This is a genomic window from Spirulina sp. CS-785/01, assembly GCF_028330525.1.
Taxonomy (GTDB): domain Bacteria; phylum Cyanobacteriota; class Cyanobacteriia; order Cyanobacteriales; family Spirulinaceae; genus JAQMSD01.
The window spans coordinates 1-2,847 of sequence record NZ_JAQMSD010000265.1 but is presented as its reverse complement, the minus strand read 5'-3'; the positions used below and the strand labels follow the sequence as shown (position 1 = coordinate 2,847).

Here is a 2,847-nt window from a genome sequence, read left to right as displayed (position 1 = left end):
GCGGCGGGTGTTCCTGCTAACGCAGGACTGACTAAATACAGGGTAGTGCGAATTAAGTCTGCATCGCGGGATGCTTGCGCCATTTTTTCTAAGGGGACCACCCAGATTTTTTCGTCTTCCCAACTGACGCGGTAACAGATGACAACGGGAGTGTCTGGGGGATAATGTTGCAGCAGTTTATCTTGGGCGGTTTCCACGTGACGGGCCGCCAGATATAGGCATAAACTGGACTATTGATTAATTTTACGTTGTTCAGACCGAAATAGACGAGTCATGGTAATACCTGTAAAGAGCATAGCTAATAAACCTAAACCATTTAAAAGGACATAAAAGACTCTTAATTCTTGTCCTAACCAAGTGCCTTGGTGAATGAGCATGAAAAAGTCTCCTACTTCGTCAGAGGCCCCAAACCAACTTTTAGAAACGCGATAACCCACTCCTGTGGCCGCAGTAAGGAAAAAGGGAATGAAGACAATAGGGGCTAAATAACGATGCCATTTGCGGATTTTTCTGGGGTCCATGGGAGGTTCTCCTTTCCAGTAGGGTTTGCTCTTGGAGTCCTACTGTAGAAAAAAAAAGTAAAGAAATCGGGAAGATGGCTTAATTGTCATTGGCTAAGGGGAGTGTAACCTGAAAACAACTGCCTTGTCCTAATTGACTGGTGACGGTGATTTGGCCATAATGAAGACGGGCAATGGTTTGCGCGATCGCCATTCCTAACCCAGTCCCTTCACCCCCACCCCGCACTTGATCCGCTTGCCAAAAGCGATCAAAAATATAGGGTAAATCCTCACGAGCAATCCCAATCCCCGTATCTTCACAAGTAATAATCCCATCAGACAAGTTACGCTCCATGGAAACTGTCACCCGTCCCCCCGTCGGGGTATATTTAACCCCATTGGTGAGAATATTGCTAAATAACCGTTTGAGTTGTTGGGGATGGCCATACACAGAGACAGAAGGAAGGGGGAATACAGTCAACGTAATACCTTTTTGTTCAGCAGAGAAAGCCAATTCCTCCCCTAAGTCTTCTAAAATATCTTCGAGAGGAATAACGCGCCATTGTTCTTGAGTGAGTTTCCCAAACCCTTCCATCCGAGAGAGAAAGAGCAAATCCTCGACTAAGGTTTTCATTTGCTCGGTTGCTGACTGGATGGCCTCAATTTTCGGGAAATCTGGGGGGGCAATACGCTCTGGATGGTCATAAAATGAGGCAATGGTGGTATTAATCACAGTTAAGGGGGTTCTTAACTCGTGGGACGCATCGGCGGTAAACTGTTTTAGTTGCTCAAAACTCTGTTCAATGGGTTTGAGCGATCGCGCCGTTAACCACATTCCACTCACTCCTGTGATCCCTAACGCGAATATCCCCCCAATCCCCAACCCCAGTCGCAAATAGTCTAACTCTAATTCAATATCCTCAGTGGACTCACTGGCCCGCACATATCCTGCTAAGACTTGGGAGGACTCCCCTTGACGATAAACAGGTAAGGTATAACTGCGAATCCCTTGGTTTTGTCTCATCATTCCGGTGTCTGGAATCTTGGCCGGGAGGGAATCTTGTGGCTTTAAATTGCCTTGGTGAACTAACAAGGTTTTTTCAGCATTAAACCATTCTACCCCCTCAGAATGACGAGGGGAGAGGTTTTGCTCTGGAATCAGGAGGGGAGAGGTGTCATAATGTTCCATGAGCGTGGGAAGGGTAAGGCTTGGGGCAATCTCAGAATTATCGGTATGTTGGGTATATTCGGCATATTCATGTTTCACCACATCGAGGGATTGAGCCGCCGTTTGCGCTAAACTCAATAGGTGCATTTCCAGTTGTCGATTGAGATTACTGGCCACCACCTGATACACGGTTAACCCCGCACTGCCTAAAATAGCCACCATTACCCCTAAATAAGAGCAGAGTAAACGCCAACGTAAGGTTGTCCAAGGAGAGAAAGACTTGGGATTAAAGTGTTTTCCTTTAAATTTCTGGATTAAGCCGATACCCCAAACCATAAACCGTTTCAATGAAATTAGCAGGCGCACCTGTTAATTTTAGCTTACGTCGTAAACTGCGGAGATGGACTTTCACGGTTTCTTCTCCAGGGGTATCTTCAAAGGTCCATAATTGCTCAATAATCTGTCTGCGACTTAACACGCGATCGCCCTGTCTTAAAAATAACTCCAATATGCTATACTCTTTCGGGGTTAAACTGAGCCGTTGTTCATTGTAATACACCTCACATTTACTGGGATCAAGGGTGAGCTTTTCCCAAGTTAAAACAGGAGGTAATATGGTGGCATTGCGACGCAATAACGCCCGAATTCGCGCTAATAGAGCTTTCATTTGAAAAGGTTTCACCACATAGTCATCGGCCCCCGCATCTAAACCCATCACTTCATCAGTGCTACTATCTTTGGCCGTAAGCATTAAAATGGGAGTCGAGTCTTGGTTATGCCGCAAGCGTTGACACACCGTTACCCCATCTAATTTCGGCAACATTAAATCCAACAAAATTAAATCATAACAATCCATACAAGCCAACTCAAACCCCAATTGACCATCCCCTGCAACCTCCACCACATAGCGATGATCCTCCAATACTTCCTTCAAAGAATAGGCAATTCGAGAGTCATCTTCAATGAGTAGAATTTTCATCGTTAACTTCCCTAACAACAAGCGTTATTTGAGTAGGCAAGTAAGCCCTTCCGGGCTTACTATGAGCGTTTATTGGGGGACTCCACCTCGGAATAGGTGGGAATGGTCGGGATGATATAATTGTGACCTGGCGGCGGGTGTTCCTGCTAACGCAGGACTGACTAAATACAGGGTAGTGCGAATTAAGTCTGCATCGCGGG

Annotated in this window: 3 protein-coding genes and 2 pseudogenes; all 5 read right to left on the bottom strand. The window is 45.9% G+C overall.

Annotation, left to right across the window (positions count from 1 at the left end; translation table 11 throughout):
• Nucleotides 1–230: pseudogene (locus PN462_RS17210) on the bottom strand (SAM-dependent methyltransferase); the annotation flags it as partial.
• Complete coding sequence (locus PN462_RS17205) at nt 231–521, bottom strand: PepSY domain-containing protein (RefSeq protein WP_272130053.1); 291 nt, start codon at nt 519–521, stop codon at nt 231–233.
• Nucleotides 522–600: 79 nt separating this feature from the next.
• Nucleotides 601–2,004, bottom strand: coding sequence for a sensor histidine kinase (locus tag PN462_RS17200; RefSeq protein ID WP_272130052.1), 1,404 nt, complete (start codon nt 2,002–2,004; stop codon nt 601–603).
• Nucleotides 1,970–2,647, bottom strand: a complete 678-nt coding sequence (locus PN462_RS17195) for a response regulator transcription factor (RefSeq protein ID WP_272130051.1) — start codon at nt 2,645–2,647, stop codon at nt 1,970–1,972. Before PN462_RS17195 ends, PN462_RS17200 begins: the two co-directional genes overlap by 35 nt.
• 69 nt (nt 2,648–2,716) lie before the next feature.
• Nucleotides 2,717–2,847 (bottom strand): annotated as a pseudogene (locus tag PN462_RS23615) (precorrin-4 C(11)-methyltransferase); the annotation flags it as partial.